The following is an 18,914-nucleotide window of genomic DNA, read 5'->3' as shown; positions in this document are numbered from 1 at the left end:
TTTAGTTAGAATGATGAATTATAAAACATGAATAAGCTATGCTGGAATAACATAGCCTACATCCATTATTCATCTTTCATAATTTTATCAATGCATTGTTTGAGGCTCTCCTCCCAATGAGGAATCTCTATATCGAACGTTGTTTTTATTTTTGTTTTATCAAGCACGGAATATGCCGGACGGTTTGCTTTCGCTGGATATTCGGCTGTATGCAAAGGTTTCACTTTGCAGGTGGTTATCCCTGCCAGGCGATGAATAGCTACTGTGAAATCATACCAGGAACAAACTCCCTCATTGCTGAAATGGTAAATACCGCGAACTATACCTTTATTTATAATAGTATAGATAGCACGTGCCAAGTCATTGGCATACGTCGGAGTCCCTATTTGGTCGAAAACAACTCCCAGGCTGTCACGCTCTTTTCCGAGACGAATCATCGTCTTTACGAAATTATTACCGAAAGTGGAATAGAGCCATGCAGTACGAATAACGGCTGTTTTCTCACAGCAATTCATTACCTCCTTTTCTCCTTCCAGTTTAGTGGTACCATATACTGAATCCGGGCTGGGATTGCACTCTTCCGTGTATGGAGAATGCGCAGTACCGTCAAATACATAGTCAGTAGATACTTGTATCATGGCAGCACCATTGGCTTGTGCCGCACTTGCCAATTGTTTCGGTGCTTCACAATTCAATTTGTATGCTAATTCTTGATTATCTTCTGCTTTATCTACAGCTGTATAAGCAGCACAATTCACAACAAGCTCAATCTGCTTCTCTGCCATATAAGCCCAAACAGCTTGCTTGTCGCAGATATCGAGTTCCTGCACATCTGTGAAATAATACGTATGTTGCGGATTCTCTTTTGCAAGCACCTGCATCTCATTGCCAAGCTGACCGTTGGCACCTGTTACTAAAATTCTCATTTATTCATCCAGTTTTAATTCACCTTTACGGTCTTTATCATAATAATTTGCCAACATCGAAAGGAAATTAGTGATAGCTTCCACTGCCTTGGCTGTTCCTTCGCTGATAGGCTTCTTTTGAAGGCGAAGCAGGAGTATTCCATACAACGCTTCAAAACAGGTTTCCAGTTCGGGTTCGTCTTTCTTACCGTTGTTATTCCGTAATTCTACAATAAACGGTAATGCTTTGAAATAAGCAGCACTGTAAAAAGGAAATTTAGGAGAAGAGGACAATGCATTATGCAATTCTGTCAGATTGATAATCACGTTCTTATTAATCTGCAGATGCCCTTTTTCCCGTACTCCTTCCTCACCCATCATCGTAATCAAATTGACGTACCATTCTCGCATGGCAGGCTGCTGTTCTTCCGGATAGCGTGCAATCACATTTGCCTCCATCTCTTCCGGTTCACAATGATTGGCGCGGATCAAGTCTTCCTCTTGCCACATATATATAAGGTATTCGGCAATATTTTTCTCTTTCAGTTGTTGTGCTATCTGATTCATTATGTTATCCCTTAATAAAGTGACTCTCCCAACAAAGTATAAACCAGCCCTACCATAGATACCAGCATTACAATACTTCCAATGATACGGTTCAGCATCCAAATACCACGCAGATTGAACTTGGTACGCACTTTATTCACAAAATAAGTGATGCCCAACCACCAAGTCAACGCCCCGGCAGCAATCGCAAAATATCCCGTTATCTCTTCAAAAAACAAAACGCCCTGCTGCACAAAGGCAAAACGGGCGAAAAGTCCGATAAACAGGAAGATTATCAACGGATTGGATAGAGTAACAAAAAAAGCGGTAATAAAATTATGGAAATAAGAACCTTTGTTGGACGAAGCCGGACGAATGGATTGCACCGGATTGCTACGGAAAGTATATATACCGAAAAGTAGCAACATGATGCTTCCCAACAGTTGCAAATAGAAAATGTTTTTATTGATATAATCGAAAACGAAACTCATCCCATAACCGGTGAGCAAAGCGTAGGCTATATCGCTCAACGAGGCTCCCAGTCCCGTTACAAAGCCATACCAACGCCCTTTGTTCAGTGTCCGCTGTATGCACAATACGCCCACCGGCCCCAAAGGTGCGGACACTACAACGCCAATAATAAAGCCTTTAACTAATATATCGAATATTGTCTCTATCTGAATCATTCTGCAAATATCGCACTTTTTTATGATATAAGGATAGGATATTAACGTTTTTTCCAACGAATCGCCCCTATTTCATGGAGTAAAGGACACTTAAAATGACACTTGGAAAACACAGGCAATACGAATGATTCCTTTTGTTTCATTTTCCATGCAGTCAGGAAGTAGTCACCTTATAACGTGATAATAGTCATCTTACAAGGTAATATTTGTCCGATTATAAGGTGATATTTATCATTATCCAAGGTGCCCACTTGTCAGGGAAACGGGAAACAATAAAGATACGAGATTAAATTGGTAAAAAGCAAGAGAAGGATAGAAACTAATCGTGCATTTATCGTACGGAAATAAACCAATCCATAAAAAGGGAAGACGGAAAAAAGATTTATTTCTGTTTTATTTCTCACCACCAATGAAATTACTTATCTTTGCACCACAGAAAAAGAGAAGAGTTTCTCCTGTAGGAACTTCAATCGTAAAATCGTAAATCGTAAAATCGTAAATATACAACATGATTCTTTTTTTCAGAACCCCTTCCAAGAGCGTGATTGCCGTAGAGAGCAACCATCAGCTCACCACTGACGAAAGTAATAAACTCTGCTGGCTTTTTGGCGAAGCCGTGATGGAAAGTGAAGAAAACCTGAAAGGCTGTTTCGTTGGTCCACGCCGCGAGATGATCACTCCTTGGAGTACAAACGCAGTAGAAATCACCCAAAACATGGGGCTCGAAGGCATCAGCCGCATCGAGGAGTACTTCCCTGTTAAGGACGAAAACGCTGACTACGACCCGATGCTCCAACGCATGTACAAAGGACTCGACCAAAACATATTCACGACCAACCGCCAGCCGGATCCGATTGTCTACATCGAAGATCTCGAAGCGTACAACGAAAAAGAAGGTCTGGCACTTTCTAAAGAAGAAATGGACTATCTGAAGAAAGTGGAAAATGACCTCGGTCGTAAACTGACTGACTCCGAAGTTTTCGGTTTCGCACAAATCAACTCCGAACACTGCCGCCACAAAATCTTCGGCGGAACATTCATCATCGACGGTGTAGAACAGGAGTCTTCCCTGTTCCAGATGATTAAAAAGACGACACAGGAAAATCCGAATAAAATCATCTCTGCTTATAAAGATAATGTAGCCTTCGCCGAAGGTCCGGTGGTGGAACAGTTTGCTCCGGCAGACCACTCCAAGCCCGATTACTTCCAGGTGAAAGACATCAAGAGCGTTATCTCACTGAAAGCAGAAACACATAATTTCCCTACTACGGTAGAACCGTTCAACGGTGCTTCTACCGGCACAGGCGGTGAAATCCGCGACCGTATGGGCGGTGGTAAAGGTTCATGGCCTATTGCAGGTACTGCTGTCTACATGACTTCTTACCCCCGCACGGATGAAGGACGCGAGTGGGAAGAAATACTTCCGGTACGCAAATGGTTGTACCAGACTCCGGAGCAGATACTTATCAAAGCATCCAACGGTGCTTCCGACTTCGGTAACAAGTTCGGTCAACCGCTGATCTGCGGTTCGGTACTGACTTTCGAACACACGGAAAACAAAGAAGTTTATGGTTACGATAAAGTAATCATGCTTGCCGGCGGTGTAGGTTACGGCACACAACGCGACTGCCTGAAAGGTGCACCGGAAGCAGGAAACAAAGTGGTAGTAATCGGTGGTGACAACTACCGTATCGGACTAGGTGGTGGTTCCGTATCTTCTGTAGATACCGGTCGTTACAGCAGCGGTATCGAACTGAACGCAGTTCAACGTGCTAATGCTGAAATGCAGAAACGTGCCAACAACGTAGTACGTGCTCTTTGCGAAGAAGAGGTGAACCCCGTTGTTTCTATCCACGACCACGGCTCTGCCGGACACGTCAACTGTCTGTCCGAGTTAGTGGAAGAATGTGGCGGTTTAATCGATATGAGCAAATTGCCTATCGGCGACAAGACCTTGTCGGCAAAAGAAATCATCGCCAACGAGAGTCAGGAACGTATGGGGCTATTGATTAAAGAAGAAGCCATCGAGCATGTACGTAAGATTGCCGAACGCGAACGCGCTCCAATGTATGTAGTTGGCGAAACAACCGGCGATCATCGTTTCGCCTTCCAACAGGCTGACGGGGTACGTCCGTTTGATCTTGCCGTAGAACAGATGTTCGGTTCTTCTCCCAAGACATATATGGTAGACAAAACCGTGGAACGTCATTACGAAATGCCGAAATATGAATTGTCGAAACTCCATGAATATCTGACGAATGTATTGCAGCTTGAAGCAGTAGCCTGCAAGGATTGGTTGACAAATAAGGTAGACCGCTCCGTGACAGGTAAAGTAGCACGCCAGCAATGCCAGGGCGAACTTCAGTTGCCGTTGAGCGACTGCGGTGTCGTAGCGCTCGACTACCGTGGAGAAAAAGGAATCGCTACTTCTATCGGACATGCTCCTCAAGCAGCATTGGCTGATCCGGCTGCCGGTTCCATCCTCGCCGTATCCGAAGCGCTGACCAATCTTGTTTGGGCTCCGATGGCGGAAGGCATGGACAGCATTTCTCTGTCTGCCAACTGGATGTGGCCTTGCCGCTCTCAAGAAGGTGAAGATGCCCGCCTTTACACAGCCGTTAAAGCATTGAGCGACTTCTGCTGCGCACTGCAAATCAATGTTCCTACCGGAAAAGACTCTCTGTCTATGACACAGAAGTATCCGAACGGTGAAAAAGTGATTTCTCCGGGAACTGTGATTGTTTCTGCCGGCGGTGAAGTTTCCGACGTGAAGAAAGTGGTATCTCCGGTATTGGTTAACAATGAAAAGACTACGCTTTATCATATTGACTTCAGCTTCGACGAACTGAAACTAGGTGGTTCGGCTTTCGCACAATCTTTGGGTAAAGTGGGTGACGAGGTACCTTGCGTACAGGACGCCGAATATTTCCGTGACGCTTTCCTTGCCGTACAGGAACTTGTAAACAAAGGATTGATTCTTGCAGGACACGATATATCTGCCGGTGGTCTGATCACTACATTGCTCGAAATGTGCTTCTCTAATGTAGAAGGCGGTTTGGAAATCAGCCTCGACAAGATGAAGGAAGAGGACATCGTCAAGATTCTGTTTGCAGAAAACCCGGGTATCGTTATCCAGATCAGCGACAAGCACAAGGATGAAGTGAAGAAGATTTTGGAAGACGCCGGCGTAGGCTACATAAAGCTGGGTAAACCGACTGACGAACGCCACATTTTGGTATCTAAAGACGGTGCAACTTACCAATTCGGCATTGATTATATGCGTGATGTATGGTATTCTTCTTCTTACCTGCTCGACCGCAAACAGTCTATGAACGGCTGCGCCAAGAAACGTTTTGAAAACTACAAGATGCAACCCGTAGAATTCGCTTTCATGCCGGAATTCAAAGGTAAGCTTTCTCAATACGGTATCACTCCGGACCGTCGCACTCCAAGTGGTATCCGTGCGGCTATCATCCGCGAAAAGGGAACGAACGGCGAGCGCGAAATGGCATACTCACTCTATCTGGCAGGCTTTGACGTAAAAGACGTTACGATGACCGACCTTATCAGCGGACGCGAGACACTGGAAGACGTAAACATGATTGTTTACTGCGGTGGTTTCTCCAACTCCGACGTATTGGGTTCTGCCAAAGGATGGGCAGGCGGATTCCTGTTCAACCCGAAAGCGAAAGAGGCACTCGACAAGTTCTATGCTCGTGAAGATACGCTCTCACTGGGTATTTGCAACGGTTGCCAGTTGATGATGGAACTTGGTCTTATCAATCCGGAACATAAGAAAAAAGGCAAGATGCTACACAATGACTCCCATAAATTCGAGTCAACTTTCGTCGGCCTGACTATCCCGACAAACCGCAGTGTGATGTTCGGTTCACTAAGCGGAAGCAAACTGGGTATCTGGGTAGCACACGGAGAAGGTAAATTCTCACTGCCGTACGATGAAGACAAATACAATGTAGTGGCGAAATACAGCTACGATGAGTACCCGGGCAACCCGAACGGCTCAGACTACTCCATTGCAGGACTTGCCAGTGCAGACGGACGTCATTTGGCGATGATGCCTCACTTGGAACGTGCCATCTTTCCATGGCAAAACGGTTGTTATCCGACAGACCGCAAGAACAGCGATCAGGTTACTCCATGGATAGAAGCGTTTGTCAACGCTCGCAAATGGGTGGAAGCTAAAATGAAATAAATCATTCCTATATTTACAGAGGCTGGTACATTTTAAAGTGCCGGCCTCTTATTTTACACAACATTTCGTTCTACCATTAACATGACAGATAACATTGACAACCCGGCTCTCACAGTAGATGTAATGTAAATCCCAGTCAATATGGCAAAGAGAAAAAACAGTTAGTCAGGAAGGAGGAGAAAAGAAAGAATGAACATTTATCTCGAAGCATTTGGAATCTTTTTTAAAATTGGCGCTTTCACCATTGGAGGAGGGTATGCAATGGTGCCACTGATTGAAAATGAAATTGTCACCAAACGGAAGTGGATTGCGCAGGACGATTTTATCGATCTGCTGGCTATCTCCCAATCCGCTCCGGGAATTTTGGCAGTCAATATTTCTATCTTTATAGGATATAAGCTGCGCGGCATCCGGGGAAGTATTGTCACGGCATTGGGAACAATCTTGCCCTCTTTCCTTATCATATTGGCTATTGCCCTGTTCTTTCATAGTTTCAAAGACAATCCGATAGTGGAACGCATCTTCAGAGGAATCCGACCGGCAGTAGTGGCACTTATCGCCGCACCGACCTTTACCATGGGGCGATCTGCCAAAATCAACCGCTACAATCTGTGGATTCCGGTTGTTTCAGCACTGCTTATCTGGTTGTTGGGCTTCTCTCCTATTTGGATTATCATCGCTGCGGGTGTAGGCGGTTTTCTTTGGGGAAAGGTTAAAAAAGTAGAGAGTTGAGAGCAGAGAGTTGAGGCGGCATAGATTACACGGATTAACGTTGTTGTTTTACAGATTCCTAATTCTAAACAGCCATGAAAGCCATGAAAGCCATGAAATCCGTGTAATCCATGCAATCCACGTGATCCGTGCCTAAAATTATTATATAATAAACTATTAATCATATGATTTACCTACAGTTATTCTATACATTTTTCAAGATCGGGCTCTTTGGCTTCGGCGGCGGTTATGCCATGCTTTCCATGATTCAAGGCGAAGTGGTGACCCGCTATGGATGGGTAAGTTCGCAGGAGTTCACGGATATTGTCGCAATCAGCCAGATGACACCAGGACCTATTGGTATTAATGCAGCTACTTATGTAGGGTTTACTTCGACAGGTAGCGTATGGGGTTCCATCATTGCGACTTTCGCTGTAGTTCTCCCCTCTTTTATCTTGATGCTGACTATCAGCAAATTCTTCCTGAAATACCAGAAACACCCCGTAGTGGAATCTATTTTCAGTGGATTACGCCCGGCAGTAGTCGGATTACTCGCCTCTGCTGCGTTGGTATTAATGAATGTAGAAAACTTCGGTTCGCCTATTGAAGATACCTATTCATTCGTTATCAGCGTCATTATATTCCTGATTGCTTTCATCGGAACAAGAAAATATAAAGCCAATCCGATTCTGATGATTATTGCCTGCGGCATTGCAGGGTTGCTGCTTTATTAATAGCAAGCGACTGAATAACGACAAACAAAAAAACAGTGAACAAAAAACGATATATCCAAAACGGTGAACAAAAAACGATATATCCAAAACAGTGAACAAAAAACGATATATCCAAAACGGTGAACAAAAAACGATATACCCAAAACGGTGAACAAAAAAAACGGTGAACAAACTGCGTTATCATTCTGCAGAGTGTCCACCGTTTTATCGTTGTTTATTCTATACCTTTACAGTTTCAACTTCTTACTTACGGATTTCGATTCATTATGAAGACGGTCCAAAGCAGTCACTACATAACGGTATTTTGTTTTTCCTGTTTCGTATGGGAGTTTGTAGAACGGATTGCGGGTGATAGCTACAATATGTGAAGGATCGTCAAGGTTCACTTTTTCTTTTCCGCTAAAGCGATAGACTACATATTGAACTGCCTTATCCATTTCTGTTTCTGCTTTCGGAGCAGTCCAGAAAAGGATATAGCCGTCTTCTGTCCATACCTTTTTCATCTTGCGCACTTTGCCCGGAGCCTTGTTATCCATAAAGTCAAAGACAGGAATCAATGCAGGATATTTATGATATTCACTCACTAAAGCATCGCGGTATCTTCCCTGATTTTCGACAACCGCTGCCGCATACCATTGGCAACTGCCTCCGATTGTTTGATAAGCACGCTGCAAAGCCATCTTTCGTGGAAGCTGGTTGATGGAAGGATTCTGCGGGTCGGCATGCTGGATAGTGTTCGGCACAGACTGACCGATAAACAACGGACGGTTTCCCGAATGGGTAGCCCACCATTTCACCAATGTCTCATAGTCGGCAGCCTTATGGCCGATTTGCCAGTAAATCTGCGGAATATTATAATCAATCCATCCCTCACGTGCCCAATGCAGGACATCGGCATACAAGTCATCGTAATTCTGCAAACCATTCGTATTACTTCCCAACGGGTCGCTCTTCTGATTACGATAGATACCAAACGGACTGATACCGAACTTCACCCATGGCTTGATGCCACGGATAGTCTCGTGAAGTTTCTTTATCAACACATTGACATTACTACGACGCCAGTCTGCCTTACTTGTAAAACCTCCACCATAACGGGCAAAGCTCGCATCATCCGGGAAGTCCAGTCCTTTCACCGGATAAGGATAGAAATAATCATCCATGTGGATAGCGTCCACATCATAGCGGGACACGATATCGGTCACGATCTTACAGATGTATTCCCGGCTTTCGGGAAGTGCCGGGTCGAAGTATAGCTGATCGCCATAAGTAATGAACCATTCCGGATGCTGGTGGTAAATATGTTCCGGAGCCAATTCATTTTTTAATGAAGTCTTCACACGGTAAGGATTGATCCAGGCATGAAATTCCATATTCCGTTTCTTACACTCTTCAATCATAAACTGCATCGGGTCCCACATAGGAGAAGGCGTCTGTCCTTGCGTACCGGTCAGGAAGCGGCTCCACGGTTCATATTGGGAAGCGTATAATGCATCCGCTTCGGGACGTACTTGAAAGATAATCGCATTAATGCCGGCTCCTTGAAGAGAATTCAACTGGCTAATCAATATTTGCTTCAGTCGCTCTGTGGGAATGCCACGAAACTGGCTATTGACAGCCTGTATCCATGCTCCACGGAATTCACGTTTGGGATATTTATTGCCTGATGGCACCTGTGCCCTTACTCCCACCGCAAGAAGAAGAGCCAAAAGTAAAAGATAGTTTTTCAGCTTCATAATATTCTTAAATCGTAATAATGTGACGCAAAGATAATACAAACTCCCGATAAATTCGCTAACTTTGCCGACTACCATAAAACAAGGAGTATTTTATGTCAGAAAACAACTATATTTCGATAAAAGGTGCACGAGTAAACAACCTGAAAAACATCGATGTAGATATACCACGCAACAAACTTGTTGTAATCACCGGATTGTCGGGTTCCGGCAAATCATCACTTGCTTTTGATACCCTTTATGCAGAGGGACAACGCCGCTACGTAGAAAGCTTGAGCAGCTATGCGCGTCAGTTTCTGGGGAGAATGAGCAAGCCGGAATGTGACTTTATCAAAGGGATTCCGCCCGCCATTGCCATCGAACAGAAAGTGAATAGCCGCAATCCGCGTTCTACGGTGGGCACCTCGACCGAGATTTACGAATATCTCCGCCTGCTGTACTCCCGGGTGGGAAAAACGTATAGTCCCATCAGCGGGCAGGAAGTGAAGAAACACTCCACGGAAGACATCGTCAACTGCATGCTCTCCTATCCGGAAGGTACGAGATATACGGTGCTGACCCCCATCCGCCTGCGTGAAGGCCGCACCTTGCAACAGCAATTGGAAATAGACCTGAAACAAGGATTCAACCGTATCGAAGTGAACGGTGAAATGAAACGAATCGATGAATACACGCCCGTGGCAGGTGATGAAGTCTACCTGTTGGTCGACCGTATGGCGGTAACCACCAGCAAGGACGCCATCAGCCGGCTCACCGACTCTGCCGAAACAGCCATGTACGAAGGTGACGGAACCTGCATGCTGCGTTTTTATCTATCGGATGGCACCACCAAACTTCATACTTTCAGCACGAAATTCGAAGCGGACGGCATCGTCTTTGAAGAACCGAACGACCAGATGTTCTCGTTCAATTCGCCTATCGGTGCTTGTCCGGAGTGCGAAGGATTCGGTAAAGTGGTCGGTATTGACGAGCACTTAGTCGTTCCGGATCGTTCATTATCGGTGTATGAAGGAGCTATCGTATGCTGGCGCGGCGAAAAGATGGGTGAATGGAAAGACGAATTGATTCACAATGCGGAAAAATTCGACTTCCCCATTTTCACTCCTTATTATGAGTTGACAGACGCTCAACGCCGGTTGCTTTGGGAAGGCAACCCATATTTCCACGGCATCAATGATTTCTTCAAGATGCTGGAAGAGAATCAATATAAGATACAATACCGGGTGATGCTGGCACGCTACCGTGGAAAGACGCTTTGCCCGAAATGCCACGGCACCCGCCTGAAACCGGAAGCCGGATATGTACGGGTGGGCGGTAAGAATATCTCCGAACTGGTAGATTTACCTATTACGGAATTAAAGCAGTTCTTTGACCATCTGGAGCTGGACGAGCACGACAGCAATGTGTCCCGACGTATTCTGGTTGAAATCAATAGCCGGATTCGCTTTCTGATTGATGTAGGTTTGGGCTATCTGACGCTGAACCGGCTCAGCAATTCCTTATCGGGCGGAGAAAGCCAGCGTATCAATCTGGCAACCTCGCTGGGAAGTAGTCTTGTTGGCAGCCTTTATATTCTCGACGAGCCAAGTATCGGACTGCATAGCCGTGATACAGACCGCCTGCTTCATGTGTTGCGCCAACTGCAACAATTAGGTAATACGGTAGTGGTGGTAGAGCACGACGAAGAGATTATCCGTGCCGCGGATTACATTATCGACATAGGTCCTAATGCCGGACGTCTGGGCGGAGAGGTTGTCTACCAAGGCGATATGAAGGATTTGAAGAAGGGAAGCAACAGCTATACGGTACGTTATCTTTTGGGAGAAGATGAAATACCCGTTCCGGAGCATCGCCGGCCGTGGAATAACTATATCGAATTGAAAGGCGCACGTGAGAATAATCTGAAAGGAGTAAACGTACGCTTCCCGCTCAATGTAATGACAGTCGTTACGGGTGTTTCCGGTTCCGGAAAGAGTACACTGGTGAGAGACATTTTCTTCCGGGCATTGAAACGTGAATTAGACGAATGCAGTGACCGGCCGGGAGAATTCTCTTCAATCGGAGGAAGTTTGCGCGACCTTCGGAATGTAGAATTTGTAGACCAGAACCCGATTGGCAAATCATCGCGCTCAAATCCGGTGACTTACATCAAGGCTTACGATGAAATCCGCAAACTATGGTCTGAACAACCTTTGGCGAAGCAAATGGGATATACTCCCGGATTCTTCAGTTTCAATAGCGAAGGCGGCCGTTGCGAAGAGTGTAAAGGAGAAGGAACCATTACTGTAGAGATGCAATTTATGGCAGATTTGGTATTGGAGTGTGAATCTTGTCGCGGGAAACGCTTCAAATCCGACACGCTGGAAGTGAAATTCAACGATAAAAGCATCTACGATGTATTGGAGATGACCGTGAACCAAGCGATTGAGTTCTTCAACGAACATGGACAGAAGAAAATTGTGAAGAAACTGCTTCCTCTGCAGGACGTGGGACTGGGATACATTAAATTAGGACAGGCTTCTTCTACCCTTTCCGGTGGTGAAAACCAGCGTGTCAAACTCGCATTTTATTTAAGTCAGGAGAAAGCCGACCCAACGATGTTTATCTTTGACGAGCCGACTACGGGATTGCATTTCCATGACATCCGCAAACTTCTGGATGCTTTCGACGCACTCATCCGCCGGGGACACAGCATCGTTATCATCGAGCATAACATGGACGTTATCAAATGTGCCGATTATGTAATCGACCTCGGACCGGAAGGCGGAGATAAGGGTGGAAACATCGTAGCAGCGGGTACTCCGGAAGAAGTTGCCGCCTGCGGAGCAAGCTATACGGGACGGTTTTTGAAAGAAAAGCTGGGATAAGCACAATAAAACAGCCTATACAAATTGAGAAAATAGAATTCAGATACCTCTTCCTAGGTCTGGATTCTATTTTCTCACTCATATAAAATCAGAACAGCCCCCTGAGATAAGTTTAATCATTCACTACAGTTTATAAAGCCTTTTAAAATACTCACTAGAGATATTATTACGGATGCATTTCTCATCCTACCGCCTTTGTCGATCGTGTACTGAAACAATATCGTATCCGCATAGCACTTCAAGACTGACGAAATCTAAATCTTGCCATGTATCCACTGCGCCAGCTTATCTCTGCTATCGAAAGGACCTGAAGTTATATCCGCCAGTCGCAGCGAAGTATGCAGAGTAATCCCGTGAAACCGTACTAACGAATCTCCCAGAATATACTGGCAGAAATCAATCAACATATATTTATTATTGCTGTCCGATAAAACTTGAAAAAGTAGAAAACATATGTCTCGACCGTTGATTCCACGGTGGTCGATTCTGTTTTTGCGTTTTCCAAGCCCCTCATTCAAACAGCGAAGGTTCAGGTGGTGCACCGGATGCCTCCAGTAGCAGGCTTTCCCAGTCTTTTTCGGGGTTATTGAACAGACTGTAGAAGTCAACGTATAACTCCGTAACCAACCAGATGCCTGCGGACATGAAATGGAAGCAGGGCGGATGGACAGGAAGGGAAAAGATAAAATCAATCTATAGCAAAACAGATTTTTATCTTTCAATCTTTCACCTTCTTCTTGAAACTCTTTATTCATAGGTGTTTCATGACGATGAAAGATGAAAATGCAAACAATCGGCATCTGTCATCTTTCACCGTATGCGGCGTTCATCTAAGTCATTCTTTTCCCGGCTTGATTCGTACTCGTCCGGTCGTGTAAATCGCATTCATATCTTTACGGAATGTCCTCCGGAACCCATAGGGTCTTGGAACATACTACTTTCCCCGCAGTCTATTAATAGATAACTTCCTTTCTATTAAATGTAAAGTTGCTTTTGATTAATAGCAAAGTTGTTCTTTACTGATTAGAAACTATAAATGAAGGCTTTGATTATAAAATTGCAAGCTTTATTTTTATAATCAAAGCTTGCGTTTATAAAAACGGAACTTGCATTTAAAGTTTGTGATTAATAGAAAGAAAGTTTATAATTAATGAAAAGGAACTTATCTATTAATACTTTGGGCGGAAAGTAGCAGTAGTTTTGAGTGTGGCAAGTGGTGAAAGATGAATGATGTGGTGAAAGATGAAAGTGTATTCATAGTCAATGTAGACACGGTCCCTCGCCACGATGTTTCCTTTGCCGAGGGTCGATGATTTGAAGCCTTCTCATCTATTTCGGTGTCTTGCCGCCGCGGCTGTCCGCTAAAATGATAACCATAAAGGGGTGACACCTTCAATAGGTGTCACCCCTAATTTTTCAAGCTTCAAAAAGCTTTATCGGACAGCAATATATATTTATATACATCTTTAGCCTGTTTTCCTGCATACATCTCGGGGCTTTTCCATTCCACGATACACTAACACACAACTGTTCAATCCCTACTATACCATATTTATATGCCTTTTGAGGAAATTGAATACTTTTCAATTTCCAATCCGGTATTTCATCAAACATCCTCATCGAATCCTCCGCATTCCTGTTATCATAAGAAACAGCCTGACTATAGGTATATACTCCTAAAACAAAATCATAAAAGAAATAATAATCTTTTTCATCACACTATTCATTAGATTTCATATAAAAGAGTAATATAAAAATAGTACAAATTAGTCTTCCGACAAACGAATATTTACAGGATGACAAACAAATATCACCATACAAAATCTTTTGTGTTTATAAAAGATTTATTCATCAACTTTAGTCATTATAACATCAGTTGGAACTGAAAATCCAATAGGCTTTACTTCTACCCAATCCTCGAGTCCTTCCGTCTCCCACCATATACCTTCTTTTTCATTTAAAGTCCAATGTAATTTGTTGGGTCCTATTGGTTCTAAAGTACCTCCCCAAATTCCCTCTCCGTTAAAATGCTTCATTCGCTGGTCATAAAATTTGAATCCAATACCTTTTTTACCTTTATATCTCGTATTACATGCACCATAAATATAAATATGTTGCTCACCTCCATTTATATTTTCATAAACCCATTTGGTATTAATATCAGTAATATAATTTTCTACCATTTTATTTTTAACGGATAAAGAATATCCGCCAAATATAAGTTCTTCATCTATTTCTGCTTTCGGTTTTCCTTTATAAAAGGCTTCTCCTTTTATTAATCTAATAGTGAATACCGTATCCTCTTTTTCATATTTCCATGTGCCAATATAATCTTTTGCTGTTTGTTGGGCATAAACAGCAAAACTGTACATGGCAACTAATAAAATAAATAATATACGTTTCATAATAATAACTTTTTTATTTGTTACAATCTAAATTTTCTAACTGACCATTCGTATTTACAAATTTTGGTTTCCAACCGTCCCATCCCTGATTTAGTTCATTATATAAATTAAAAATAAACTGTAAGCCAGCCCCTTCTTTTTGTAAGAAACTTACACAATGAGCTATTCTATCTTCTATGCTGGCTCCTATTGCGCTATTAAGTGCGCGTGAATATTCTTGTTTCATCGTTTCTTTATCGTTCTGTAACTTTGTAGCAAAATCTCGAAATGCGTCTTCAGAGACTATCACCAAGCTATTGCATCCAAAATCTGAAATTATCCCATAAGAAAAGTTTTCCACATCAATATACCCTTGAAGATATTTCTGTGTTAACAAGTTTAAATCAGCAAATGAAGGGATCATGCTACCTCCTGGGTGTGAATGATACCATTCAGTAACACTATTCGGTTTCACGGCACTCCAATCATATCGAATACTTCCTTGTCCTTGTTTGTTGGGATTATGAATTGATGCACCACTGGCAATCCAACCATTTTCTTTTGAATTCGGTTGATAATAGACTCCCGCAAATATCTTTTTCACTCTGGCTATCAAGCTATCGTTTACATTCATTTCATTTGCCTTTTCACATGGATCCACATCAGGATCTTTCTCCTCTTTTTCTTCCACTGTACCATTCCCTGTACTTTCGTCCGGATTACCAGTTGACATCTCACTTGGATCCGGGAAAGGATCAGGATCAGGAGGTGGTATAGGAGTTAACCAATCGTCTGGAGTAATGGTCACCTCAGGGAACTGCCCTCCATTTATGTCTCCCGGCTCTGGAGTAATGATCACTTCTGGAAGGTTTCCACCATCAATATCCCAAGACCAGTCTTCTCCATCCCATAAATCATCCTCCCCACTTCTAGTGGAAATCTTCTTCTTTCTACCAAAAGCAAGTCCGGAAAGTTGAAAATTAGCAATCTGACGTTTTTCTTCTAATTCTGCTTGAGTAGATGCATTTAACAAAAAAACACCTTTCACTTTTATACCATTTTTATATGTATTAATACGAGCTATCATACTTGAATGAACCATAGAATAAATTGCAATTCCTGTAAACGTTCCTTTATCTACACAATTAATAAAGTCATTACATACCTGACTGTTATGGACAGCATCATATTCCTTAGCTGGAATAAGTGTCAGAATATATTGGCCAACATTATTCTCCTTTACATCTTTTACAATAACTAACTTTTGATACACATTTGTGTGTTTAGCAATTCCTTTATCATTTTTATATTCTACATATAAAGCTTTGTATTGAAAAGTTGATATTATAGGGATATCATAACACTCCAAATTATGCTTAGAAGAAGGTATAGCTCCCGTCCATTGAGGAGAGAAATCTCCTGGACGTATAGAATTATCAGCCTTTTCTTTTTCAGAACGAGTAGTTACACTTTCCATTGACTTCTCAAAAAAAGCTTTCGCTTCTTGCAAACTAAAATTTTTATTTTCGGTTCGTGAATCCATGTTTATTAATTCATCATCCATACAACTCCAAACAAGAAATAATATAAGAAGTATAGATAAGCAACCAATATAAAGATAGATATTTTTCCTCATAATCAAATATATTTTCTAACTTTCGCCATTATAACATTCGTTGGAATAAAAAAAACATCCACATATACATAACGCAATCACTTATCGTTTACAAAAATGAGCAAAACAGACAAATCTCCATTCCCAATTAGTACACAAATTAGACAAAATAATACATAAAAACACATCTCCTAAATACAAGAATCCCCCTTGTTACACATATCTGTAGCAAGGGGGACTTATATGAACGAAGGCATTCATTCCACTCCGTCCTTCATGCCTAATTTTCAACTTATTTAAAGGTAGAATCCGAACCCTATCTTCACACCGAAACGTGACATATCTCCATCATTGAAACGCCATTTATAATAAACGGCAGGTTCAATGGTTACCGTACGCGAAAGGAAGTAAGCGTATCCGGCTTCGAGCCCCAGTCCCCAGTCCGTCTGATGTTTTCCACCACTCCTGCGGAAACGGTTCCAGTCGAGTCCGCCACCCAGATAAACACCTGTTTTATTGAAGTAGAAACGTACTCCGGTGCCCAATGTATACTCATCTATCGGTTTCGACCAGTCGGCTCCGGCGTTTACCATCAAGGCAATACCCTCGGCCAAGAATGTGCCGACTTGTGCGCCAACTCCAAATTTTGCTTTATCGTTTTCACTATACGAAAAGTCCAATCCCGACAATGAAGGATTAATAATCGTAATTCCTTTCTCAAATTGCGCCTGTGCAGTGAAAGAGACTGCCAATAAGCAAAGAGCCAAAGCTAATTTCTTCATAAACTTACTTTTTTAAGTGAATAGATTGTTCGTCTTTTTTGCGGCGTTCGCGCATTTGTTCCTTTTTCCGAAGCACCAGCCAAAGAAGGAGGACGATGACATAAGAAACTGCCACCGTAATTATTTTCTCTGTCGGGCCGACTTCCGTATTACGAGGCAACAAATAAGCCGCCGTTACGGATACATAAATAAGGAATGCAAGCGCCACTCCTGTTGATTTTCTTATTTTCTTCATTCTGTTGATTTTCTTGTTTTCTTCATTCTGACAATTTTCTTGTTTTCTGCTTGCCCAGCCAGACATAGAACCAAGCTGCCGCAATCACCACACACGCTATGCCGATGCCATAGGAGACTGCATGCGAAAGTCCCAATCCTTCGGGAGCAATGCATATATAAGTTGAACATACACATGTCATAAACAGTGCCGGTATCAAAGTAATGATATAAGGTTTCTTGGATACCGCCAGAAAAACCGTTATAGCCCACAAGGTAAACACAGCCAATGTCTGATTTGCCCAGGCAAAATAACGCCATATCATATTAAATCCGTTTGCATCACGCAAACTATACAAAAGCAAACCAATAGCTACTACAAACATCGGAATACAAATGTACAAACGACGGCGCATACTTTTTTGCTCCATGCCCAAGAAATCCGCCACAATCAGACGTGCCGAACGGAAGGCGGTATCTCCCGAAGTAATCGGAGCGGCAATCACTCCCAAAATAGCAAGTACTCCGCCGATTGCTCCCAACCATTCTTTTGTGATGGCATCAACGATAACAGAAGCATTGCTTTCTTCCATTCCGTTCTCATGGAAAAAATAAGTAGCGGCAGCAGCCCAAATAAGAGCAACAATGCCCTCGGTAATCATTGCACCGTAAAACACCGGGCGACCGTGACGTTCCGAGGTCATGCAACGTGCCATCAATGGGCTCTGCGTAGCATGAAAACCGGAAATTGCACCACAGGCAATGCTCACAAACATAATCGGGAAGATAGGAAGTTCGTTCGCTTCCGGGTTCGTATTTTGCAATCCGTCCCACAACTCCGGCAAAGCCGGATGGTTAACGTAGAGCATCACCAGAATGCCTACTGCCATAAACAACAAGGCAATCGCAAACAATGGATAGATTTTACCTATTATTTTATCAACAGGCAACAAAGTAGCCAGCATATAATATGCAAATACAACGATAATCCAAAACGTAGCATCCAAACTTTCCGGAGTGAGTTTTGCCAACAATCCGGCAGGTCCCGCAACGAAAACCGCCCCTACCAGAATCATTAAAATGACAGTGAATCCTCTCATCACCTGCTTGGCGGTCAGTCCTAAATAACGGCCTATTATTTCCGGCAAGCTTTCGCCTCCATTACGCAAAGAAAGCATTCCGGCAAAATAATCATGCATTGCCCCCGCAAAAATACTTCCCAGCACAATCCACAAGTATGCAGAGCTACCGAATTTCGCTCCCATGATTGCTCCGAAAATAGGACCTAATCCGGCAATATTGAGAAACTGAATCATGAAAATCTTCCAGGTGGGCAATGGAATATAGTCCACTCCGTCAGCCTTGGTTAGTGCCGGCGTCTTACGGTCATCCGGACCAAAAACGCGCTCCATCAGGCGTCCGTACGTAAAATAGCCTACTATCAGTGCCAGCAGACATAGAGTAAATGTAATCATAGCGTGTCGTTTTTTTAACTTGGCAAATGTAACATAATCTCTCGAAA

General features: G+C 43.1%; 14 protein-coding genes. 4 read left to right on the top strand and 10 right to left on the bottom strand.

All coding sequences use genetic code 11. The annotated features are described in order from the left end of the window. Positions 1-65: 65 nt before the first annotated feature. Genes rfbD through NSB03_RS08255 form a run of 3 tightly spaced genes read right to left on the bottom strand, consistent with a single transcriptional unit; the run spans position 66 to position 2,137 of the window. Positions 66-926, bottom strand: a complete 861-nt coding sequence (gene rfbD, locus NSB03_RS08265) for a dTDP-4-dehydrorhamnose reductase (RefSeq protein WP_024986729.1) — start codon at positions 924-926, stop codon at positions 66-68. After that, positions 927-1,472, bottom strand: coding sequence for a DUF4924 family protein (locus NSB03_RS08260; protein WP_024986728.1), 546 nt, complete (start codon positions 1,470-1,472; stop codon positions 927-929). Positions 1,473-1,483: 11 nt separating this feature from the next. Beyond that, positions 1,484-2,137, bottom strand: coding sequence for a LysE family translocator (locus tag NSB03_RS08255; RefSeq protein WP_024986727.1), 654 nt, complete (start codon positions 2,135-2,137; stop codon positions 1,484-1,486). 508 nt (positions 2,138-2,645) lie between these two features. Here NSB03_RS08255 and purL point away from each other — a divergent pair. The 3 genes from purL to NSB03_RS08240 all read left to right on the top strand — a co-directional run bounded on the left by purL (position 2,646) and on the right by NSB03_RS08240 (position 7,795). Next, the gene (gene purL / locus NSB03_RS08250) at positions 2,646-6,350 is read left to right on the top strand and encodes a phosphoribosylformylglycinamidine synthase (protein ID WP_257466324.1); all 3,705 of its coding nucleotides are present in this window, start codon (positions 2,646-2,648) and stop codon (positions 6,348-6,350) included. Positions 6,351-6,539: 189 nt separating this feature from the next. Next, positions 6,540-7,082 (top strand): chromate transporter, encoded by a 543-nt coding sequence (locus NSB03_RS08245; RefSeq protein WP_065539168.1) that lies wholly within the window; start codon positions 6,540-6,542, stop codon positions 7,080-7,082. A gap of 164 nt (positions 7,083-7,246) precedes the next feature. Continuing rightward, positions 7,247-7,795, top strand: a complete 549-nt coding sequence (locus NSB03_RS08240; protein WP_024986726.1) for a chromate transporter — start codon at positions 7,247-7,249, stop codon at positions 7,793-7,795. Between the two features lie 227 nt (positions 7,796-8,022). Here the strand turns inward: NSB03_RS08240 and NSB03_RS08235 are convergent, their stop codons facing one another. After that, the gene (locus NSB03_RS08235) at positions 8,023-9,609 is read right to left on the bottom strand and encodes a glycoside hydrolase family 10-like protein (RefSeq protein WP_257466323.1); all 1,587 of its coding nucleotides are present in this window, start codon (positions 9,607-9,609) and stop codon (positions 8,023-8,025) included. A 17-nt stretch (positions 9,610-9,626) separates the two neighbouring features. Between NSB03_RS08235 and uvrA the strand changes: the two genes are divergently transcribed. Then, entirely contained in the window at positions 9,627-12,398 is a 2,772-nt protein-coding gene (gene uvrA / locus NSB03_RS08230) for an excinuclease ABC subunit UvrA (protein ID WP_024986725.1), read from the top strand. A gap of 254 nt (positions 12,399-12,652) precedes the next feature. On the opposite strand, the gene NSB03_RS08225 is transcribed toward uvrA, so the two are convergent. The 6 genes from NSB03_RS08225 to NSB03_RS08200 form a co-directional block, all read right to left on the bottom strand. Continuing rightward, complete coding sequence (locus NSB03_RS08225; RefSeq protein ID WP_024986724.1) at positions 12,653-13,153, bottom strand: hypothetical protein; 501 nt, start codon at positions 13,151-13,153, stop codon at positions 12,653-12,655. Between the two features lie 1,089 nt (positions 13,154-14,242). Beyond that, positions 14,243-14,803, bottom strand: a complete 561-nt coding sequence (locus NSB03_RS08220; RefSeq protein ID WP_024986722.1) for a DUF6705 family protein — start codon at positions 14,801-14,803, stop codon at positions 14,243-14,245. Between the two features lie 13 nt (positions 14,804-14,816). Next, positions 14,817-16,418: an MPN domain-containing protein gene (locus tag NSB03_RS08215; protein ID WP_135039304.1), complete on the bottom strand. Its 1,602-nt coding sequence runs from the start codon at positions 16,416-16,418 to the stop codon at positions 14,817-14,819. 275 nt (positions 16,419-16,693) lie between these two features. Then, a complete protein-coding gene (locus NSB03_RS08210) occupies positions 16,694-17,179 on the bottom strand; it encodes an outer membrane beta-barrel protein (RefSeq protein ID WP_024986719.1) in 486 nt (161 codons plus the stop codon). A 4-nt stretch (positions 17,180-17,183) separates the two neighbouring features. Next, positions 17,184-17,414: a hypothetical protein gene (locus tag NSB03_RS08205; protein ID WP_024986718.1), complete on the bottom strand. Its 231-nt coding sequence runs from the start codon at positions 17,412-17,414 to the stop codon at positions 17,184-17,186. 22 nt (positions 17,415-17,436) lie between these two features. Beyond that, positions 17,437-18,867: a carbon starvation CstA family protein gene (locus NSB03_RS08200; RefSeq protein WP_162223528.1), complete on the bottom strand. Its 1,431-nt coding sequence runs from the start codon at positions 18,865-18,867 to the stop codon at positions 17,437-17,439. Between the last annotated feature and the right edge of the window lie 47 nt (positions 18,868-18,914).

Source organism: Bacteroides acidifaciens (assembly GCF_024623065.1).
Taxonomy (GTDB): domain Bacteria; phylum Bacteroidota; class Bacteroidia; order Bacteroidales; family Bacteroidaceae; genus Bacteroides; species Bacteroides acidifaciens.
Note: the sequence above shows the minus strand (reverse complement) of the source record. Positions and strands in the feature narration are given on the sequence as shown.